Source organism: Brevibacterium picturae, assembly GCF_030453725.1.
In the GTDB taxonomy this organism is placed as follows: domain Bacteria; phylum Actinomycetota; class Actinomycetes; order Actinomycetales; family Brevibacteriaceae; genus Brevibacterium; species Brevibacterium sandarakinum_A.
In genome coordinates, this window is sequence record NZ_JAKDJU010000158.1 from 1 (window position 1) to 6,960 (window position 6,960).

At 62.2% G+C, this 6,960-nt stretch carries 8 protein-coding genes; 4 read left to right on the top strand and 4 right to left on the bottom strand.

Going from position 1 to position 6,960, the window contains the following annotated elements:
* Positions 1 to 186: 186 nt before the first annotated feature.
* The 3 genes from L0G76_RS12840 to L0G76_RS12850 form a co-directional block, all read right to left on the bottom strand.
* Positions 187 to 1,212, bottom strand: a complete 1,026-nt coding sequence (locus tag L0G76_RS12840; protein ID WP_304357584.1) for a D-cysteine desulfhydrase family protein — start codon at positions 1,210 to 1,212, stop codon at positions 187 to 189.
* A gap of 37 nt (positions 1,213 to 1,249) precedes the next feature.
* On the bottom strand, positions 1,250 to 1,726 hold the full coding sequence (locus L0G76_RS12845) for a hypothetical protein (protein WP_304357585.1): 477 nt from the start codon (positions 1,724 to 1,726) through the stop codon (positions 1,250 to 1,252).
* Between the two features lie 257 nt (positions 1,727 to 1,983).
* Positions 1,984 to 3,330 (bottom strand): dicarboxylate/amino acid:cation symporter, encoded by a 1,347-nt coding sequence (locus L0G76_RS12850; protein WP_304357586.1) that lies wholly within the window; start codon positions 3,328 to 3,330, stop codon positions 1,984 to 1,986.
* A gap of 256 nt (positions 3,331 to 3,586) precedes the next feature.
* On the opposite strand from L0G76_RS12850, the gene thpD reads away from it, so the two are divergent.
* Positions 3,587 to 4,492 (top strand): ectoine hydroxylase, encoded by a 906-nt coding sequence (gene thpD, locus L0G76_RS12855; protein ID WP_009884777.1) that lies wholly within the window; start codon positions 3,587 to 3,589, stop codon positions 4,490 to 4,492.
* A gap of 87 nt (positions 4,493 to 4,579) precedes the next feature.
* Here thpD and L0G76_RS12860 read toward each other — a convergent pair whose 3' ends face one another.
* The gene (locus L0G76_RS12860) at positions 4,580 to 4,828 is read right to left on the bottom strand and encodes a hypothetical protein (protein ID WP_009884778.1); all 249 of its coding nucleotides are present in this window, start codon (positions 4,826 to 4,828) and stop codon (positions 4,580 to 4,582) included.
* A 216-nt stretch (positions 4,829 to 5,044) separates the two neighbouring features.
* On the opposite strand from L0G76_RS12860, the gene L0G76_RS12865 reads away from it, so the two are divergent.
* The 3 genes from L0G76_RS12865 (at position 5,045) to L0G76_RS12875 (ending at position 6,853) form a co-directional block, all read left to right on the top strand.
* Positions 5,045 to 5,227 carry a hypothetical protein gene (locus L0G76_RS12865; RefSeq protein ID WP_009884779.1) on the top strand — a complete coding sequence of 61 codons (183 nt, stop codon included), beginning with the start codon at positions 5,045 to 5,047 and terminating at the stop codon, positions 5,225 to 5,227.
* Between the two features lie 194 nt (positions 5,228 to 5,421).
* Positions 5,422 to 6,294 carry a hypothetical protein gene (locus L0G76_RS12870; RefSeq protein WP_125178057.1) on the top strand — a complete coding sequence of 291 codons (873 nt, stop codon included), beginning with the start codon at positions 5,422 to 5,424 and terminating at the stop codon, positions 6,292 to 6,294.
* A 52-nt stretch (positions 6,295 to 6,346) separates the two neighbouring features.
* Positions 6,347 to 6,853, top strand: coding sequence for a DUF3237 domain-containing protein (locus L0G76_RS12875; RefSeq protein WP_009884781.1), 507 nt, complete (start codon positions 6,347 to 6,349; stop codon positions 6,851 to 6,853).
* The last annotated feature ends 107 nt before the right edge of the window (positions 6,854 to 6,960 follow it).

The window sequence follows — 6,960 nt, forward strand, 5'->3', positions numbered from 1 at the left end:
ACGGTTCGAGCCGGACCGGAGAACGAGTCCTTGGCGCCGAAGTCACCGAAGTTCAAAGCGATCGAATCCAGTTCTGGTCCTCGTTCGTCCCAGAGATCAGCGGTCGAGACTGTCATGGTGTTTTCCTCCAGGTAGGTGAGTCACGCAAATAGGTCGGTTGAGAAGACGTTCGGCATTGGACCCAGACTAAGCGAATGCTCCGGCGCGAGCATAGAGTCCGGGCACTCCACCCGAATGGATGAAGACCACGTTGTCGTCGGGCTCGAACCGCCCCTGGCGGACCAGATCGATGAGCCCGGCCGCGGCCTTCCCCGTATAGACGGGATCGAGCAGGATGCCCTCGGTCTCGGCGAAGAGACGCACCGCCTCGACCATTCCGGGTGTGGGCAGTGCATAGCCGGTGCCGAAGTAGCCGCCCAGGCCGACACTGCGATCGCGGGGGACCGGCGGCAGCTCGAGGAACGATGCCACCTCATCAACGAGGCCCACGATCTTTTGTTCCTGGTCCTCCTGTGTGCGGCTGACGTTGATCCCGACGACCGGGATCTGACTGCCCGCGGCGTGGAGACCAGCGATGAGTCCGGCCTGCATCCCGGCAGACCCGCTCGGGGTGACGAGCGACGAGACGTCCAGCCCAACCTCGGCGAACTGGGTGAGCAGTTCTTGCGCGCAATCGACATACCCCAGAGCCCCGGTGATATTCGAGCCGCCGACGGGGATGACGTAGGGGCTCTTCCCCTGTCCCTTGAGTTCGGCAGCGAGCTCGTCGGCGCGGGCGATGAGCTCGCTGCCATTGGGGTGGACCTCAACCGAATCCGCGCCGAGGAGGTCGAAGAGCAGGAAATTGCCCGTGTGCTCGGCAGGATTGCCACCGGCTTCCGCTGGGACCGGCTTGCCATCGGGGCCGAGGTCCTCCTCGAGCACGAGGTGGCAGTCGAGTCCTTCACGCCGAGCCGCCGAGAGTGTGAGCCGGCAGTGATTGGACTGCACGCCGCCTGCGGTGACGAGAGTGTCGGCACCCTGCGCCAGGGCATCGGCGATGAGGAACTCGAGTTTGCGGGTCTTGTTCCCACCCTGGGTCAGGCCCAGTTGGTCATCGCGTTTGATCCAGATCTGCGGCCCGCCCAGCTTCGCACTCAAGGCTCCGAGGTGCTCAAGCGGGGTGGGCCCCTTGGTGTAGCGGCGGCGGGGCAGTGTGTTCAGGTCGACCATGGTTCCCGAGTCTACTTGCCGACTGCTCGTGGCAGGCTCAGCGAGACGGTTGGGCGCGGTCCTTGAAGTGGACGTGGTGAACCGCTGGGTGGTCGCCATGTGTGGCGGCTTCGTTATCGACGTCGAAGGTCAGCAATTCTCCGGTGGCCTTGTTCTTATAGACCACGGAGGATGAATCGGCGGACCCGTCGGCGGCGATGCGATCCCACTGCGTCGCATGCTCGTCACCATGCTCGGACAGGGCTTCGACGACGCCGGGTGTGGCGTATTCATTGACTTCCGCGTCTGAGCCGGCACCCCATGCCTTCACGAGCGCATCCGCGTAGCCGGACGCATTCCTCGGATAGCCGTCACTGTGCGCATCGCTGGCAACACTGACCTCGGCGCCGGAGCCGGAATCTGCTGGGGAGTTCGTTGAAGCCAGCGCGGTTCCGCCGGTGAGCGAGACCCCTGCGAGGCCGGCGATCGCGGCGAGTGACAGTGCTGCTGCGCGATTGCGGATGGTGGTGTTCATAGCGTCATTGCCTCCTGCGGTGACAGTCAGTGTGAGCGACTGGCAGTGAAATGTCATCGATCTCGTCGATTATCGTCACGGCAGGTGAGCGCCGACAGATCGCTGTTGAGGGAATTCACAGAGACTGTTGCGCGTGTGTGAAACCATCATTGCAGTGATGTCGCAGAATCGACATAGACGCAGGGTCTCTTGTCACGTAGACCGTCTATGCACCGCACAAGGATGCTTTCGACTTCACCTTCGAAATACGATCGTGATCAAGAATTTTCGGGGGCAGCCGCCTCGGCGGGGGTGTCGGTCGGTTCGATCTCCTCCGATTCGTCGGTCCTGTCCATCCAGCCCTTCCCGTCGAGGGCACGGGCGACCAACATGGAGCTGGCCTGGTCACCGACCGAATTGACGGTCGTCGCCGGAGGATCGATGACGGTGCCGATGATCTGGATGATGGGCAGAGCTGCGGCGGGAAAGCCGTAGAGAGTGATGATCATCAGCTCGCCGATGAACCCGCCGGAGGGGATGCCGGCCATGACCATCCCGGCCAGCAGGGCCACGGCGATGCCGATGAGGATGTTGCCGGGCGTGAAGAAGTCGCGGCCGAACACGGCGAAGAGGAAGGCGATCTTGAGGATCGCGGACAGGCTCGATCCCTCCATGTGGATCGTCGCCCCGATGGGAACGATCGTCTCCCGGATGTCACGGGGCACGCCGATGCGCTTGCCCGCACGGAGGTTGGCCGGGATCGCCGCCACCGAGGAGGACGTGCCCAGGGAGATCGCCGTCGGTTCGATGATGTTCGACCAGAACCTTCTGATGCCGCGACGTCCGCCGGCGAGGAAGGAGTAGAGCGTGAATGCGACGAGGAAGTACACGATCGCGACCGGGTAGTAGACGAGGAAGACGCGAACGTAGTCGCCGACCAGCTGGGCCCCGAGCTCACCGATGAGGGCCGCAAAGTAGGCGCCCAGGCCGATCGGGGCGTAGTACATGATGATCGACGTGAACTTGAGGAACACCTCGGCACCGGAGCTCAGAAATGCGGCGAAGGGTTTGCCCGCTTCGCCGATGCTGCTGGTGGCGACGCCGACGATGACGGCGAAGACGATGAGGGCGAGCATGTGCTCGGCGGAGAGGATCTTCGAGAAATCGTCGACGACGAAGGTCGACACGAGCTGATCGCCGATCGACCCGACCTCTTCGACGTCCTCCGGCTGTGTCATCTCGACCTTGACGCCCTCGGTGGCGTTGGTGATCCACAGGGCCGCGATCATGACGATGGAGGAGACGATGCCGGTGATGGCGAAGATGCCGAGCATGCTGCCCAGGATCTTGCCCAGTCGCGTGGCCGAGGACATGCCCGCCACCGCCGAGGAGATGGAGAAGAAGACGAGTGGGACGACGAGGGTGAACATCATGTTGATGAACAGGGTGCCGAAGGGTTTGATGACCGCGGCCCTCTCGCCGAAGATCAGCCCGATGATTGCGCCGATGACGACGCCGGTGAGGATGAATAGCGGGAAGCGGTAGCTGGCCAGGATGCTGCGAAGTCTCGACGAGGATCTGGGCGAGGCGGGCGGCTGAAGCTCGGAGTCGGCGGGGGTCGACATCTGTCCTGCCTTTCAACACGAGGGACATGGCAAGTGCCACGACATGAGGGTGGCTACGCAGATCCTAGTCCGCCCGAGAACAGGAAGTGCGCTTGTCTCAGCGGCGGTTCGACCACCAGGACGGATGAGCCAGAACGGGGGTTTCACCGAATCGATCCCCCTGTTAGCGTGGCGGCACAAGCGGAATGCTTCTGTCGTTCCCGCAGATCCTGTCCCGGGGCGACGAGGCATTCGCACAATCCGAGGAAGGAGAATGATGACTGTAATCTCACCATCGACAACCAAGGATCTCTACCCCACTCGATCCGGCGAGAAAACCGAAATTCTCGACCGCAGGGGTCCGATCGCATTCGGTTCGGCCGAACAGGGCCCCCTCGACGCGGCGACGCTGCAGCATTACGACGACAAGGGGTATCTCACCATCGACGAGCTCATCACCCCGGATGAGCTCGAGACGTTCCGGGCCGAGCTGCACCGTTTGGCCAACGATCCGACGATCAAGGACGACGACGCGACCATTGTCGAGGCGAAGTCCAACGAGGTCAGGTCGATCTTCGACATCCACCGCAGCAACGAGATCTTCCGCAAGATCGCCAATGATCCGCGGGTCATCGCCCGCGCTGAACAGCTGTTGGGGTCCGAGGTCTATATCCACCAGAGCCGCATCAACTACAAGCCCGGTTTCGTCGGCAAGGAATTCTCCTGGCATTCAGACTTCGAAACCTGGCACGCCGAGGATGGTATGCCCGAGCCGCGTGCCGTGAGCCTGTCGTTGTCGCTGACCGACAATTACTCGTTCAACGGGCCGCTGATGATCATGCCCGGATCGCATCAGCGCTACATCAGCTGCGTCGGCGGCACACCGGAGGACAACTACAAGAAGTCGCTGGTGATGCAGGGTGCGGGCACCCCTGATCCGCAGACGCTGAGCGACTTCGCCGATGAGTACGGCATCGACGTCCTCGAAGGGCCCGCCGGCGGTGCGGTCATGTTCGACTCCAACTGCATGCACGCCTCGAACGGCAATGTCACACCGTATTCGCGGTCGAACATCTTCATCGTCTACAACTCGGTGGAGAACACGTGCGTCGAACCCTTCGCCGCACCGAAGCCGCGGCCCGAGTTCGCCGGCAGCACGGACTTCACTCCCGCCGGTTCCTGAGGTCCCTGGACCGCCTGATGGAGCAGGCATGCTCAGAAGCCCGGCACCTGGTCGTTCAGGTGCCGGGCTTCATCCTTGCGTGGCGGGTCAGCCGTCTGAGTCGGACTCGGGAGTCATCTTCGTTTCGTCGACCGCCTCGTGCGAGCCGTCCGGGTGACGATAGAGCGTCACACCTTCGTCCTCGGCAGCGGCCTGAGCATCCTCTTCGACATTGTCCTGGACGTATCCGGGAGTCGATCCGTACGAGACGTCGGGTCCGCTGGCCCTCGAGGCCGCCTCATCGAGTCTGCTGTTGATCTCATCGGCCTTCGTCTGCAGGTTCTGATCATCGTTCATGTCCCAACACCTCGCATTGCGCAGATCGTACTTGGTTCTCATGCTACTCCGGGAGGCTCCGGCTCAGTAGGGGACTGATGCTGTCGCCGTCGCTACCGGGCGATTGTGTCCGAAATGGTTGACGAAAATCACGCCGTTGCCGTATCGCTGGGGCGATTGAGCGCGCATGATGGTGATACCAGGTTCGAGCACTGATTTCCGAGGGGAGGTGCAGCCATGTCTGAGAATCACCAGCCAGAGAACGGGCAGGACGAGTCCTCAACCTCCCCCGCCGAGGCGACCGAAGGTTCCGCTGAAAGGTCAGAATCCGCGCAGAGCCGACACGATCACGACGACAAGATGGTCGACGAATGGGAAGACGAATCATTCCCCGCCAGTGACCCGCCAGGACACTACTGACCGGGTTCACACTTGAAATGACGAGCGCGCTGTCGCAGAGGATCGGAAGTTCGATCTTCTGCGACAGCGCGCCTTGTCATCTCCGGCGTTGACTGCCGAGGGCCGGCGGCAGCGAGACGCCGAGCTCGGGAGTCAGTCAACGGTGCCACGCCGTTCTTATGGCAGAATCGGCTCCGTAGACCATTACGCCCGCAGTGAAGCCGGCGACGAGCGACGAACACCTTCTGAAGAGGACAAATATGCAGACCTGTGACGTGGATTCGCCGAGGCCGTCTCTCTTGGGACAGCGGACTGTATCGAGAGCTGTCGGCGCTGGGATGTTCGCGCTGGTGATTGGACTTTCGGGCTGCTCAGGTTCCGAATCCGCCGTTGGTGGGTCATCTGGTGACAGCACTGAAGACAGCGCCCAGAGCAATTCCTCGGCGGCCGGGACAATGTCTCCGGACGACCAGATCGCATATGGATGCCAGTTGGCCGACAAGGTGAAGACCGACTTTCCAGACAGCCAGGCATGGACAGATTCTCCCCCAGAACTCGGCGAGGATCGGGTTCTTTCTGAGCTGATGTCCATTGGCAGTCTGTTCGGTGGGGCTGCACCGATGGGTGATCCCGTAGACCAAGAAGTGCAAGATCTGGGCCGTGAGCTCGTCGGTGCCGTGAATACGCTGCAGAGGGACCAATTCGGGCCCCTCGTTGATTCGACGATCTCTGTCTGCGGAGACTTTCTGTCGACGAGCTACGAAGGTCAGCCGTCTGCCGCGGACACCTCCGAAACGGGACAGACGGTCTACGGGTGCCGAATTGTCGAGCAGACGCTTGAACAGTATCCCGATGCGGCGGCGTGGGAGTCCGAGGAACCGAAGTTCGGCGACGACCCTGTGTGGAATGAGGTGGCGGCTGCAGGAGGCCTGTTCGGCAGTGGGGGAGGCGGTACGAGCGAACCGGTCGACGCTGAGCTGGAGAAGATTGGTTACGAGCTCATCAGTGACGGGGCGACGATGGACACCGACGGTCTCTCCACGTCGCTCGACCAGGCACGCGAAAGCTGTTCCAACTTCGACGCGTGACCGCTCGAGGTACGAATAGGGCCACCACCGGCGACTACGAGGAGAGACCTGGATGAATGCAGTGCCCGGGAAGCCGACCGGCACGCCCCCAAACGAAATCACGCCTCCGGAACTGGCGTACCTGGCGACCATCGACGTTGAAGTGGAGGCACCGATCATGATCGGCAATACGGTCGACGGGCTGCGCAAAATCGTCCCGATCCGCGGCGGCCGAGTCACCGGACCAGAACTCAACGGCACAGTCCTCGACGCCGGTGCCGACTTCCAGCAGTACCCGATCGACACCGTTGCCTACCTCGCGGCAGACTATGTGCTGAAAACCGATGACGGGCACCATGTTCTCGTGGAGAACCGTGCGCTGCGCACCGGCAGCACCAGCGACCTGAACAAACTGATGAACGGTGAACACGTCGATCCCGAGAGAATCTACTTTCGGTGCGTACCCCGCCTGAGTGCTGACCGGTCCGGTCCCTATGCCTGGATGAGCGAGGTCCTGTTCATTGGCTCCGGAGTTCGCAGCCCCAACGGTGTGAGGATCGATATCTCCCAGGTGCTGTAACGCTCAATCCTCCTCTGAGGTCCACACCTCACACCGCAGCGCCTTCCCGAATCTCCGGCTTCCGGTTCGCCTCGACGTCGACTCCGCGCATACCCAGCAGCACGACC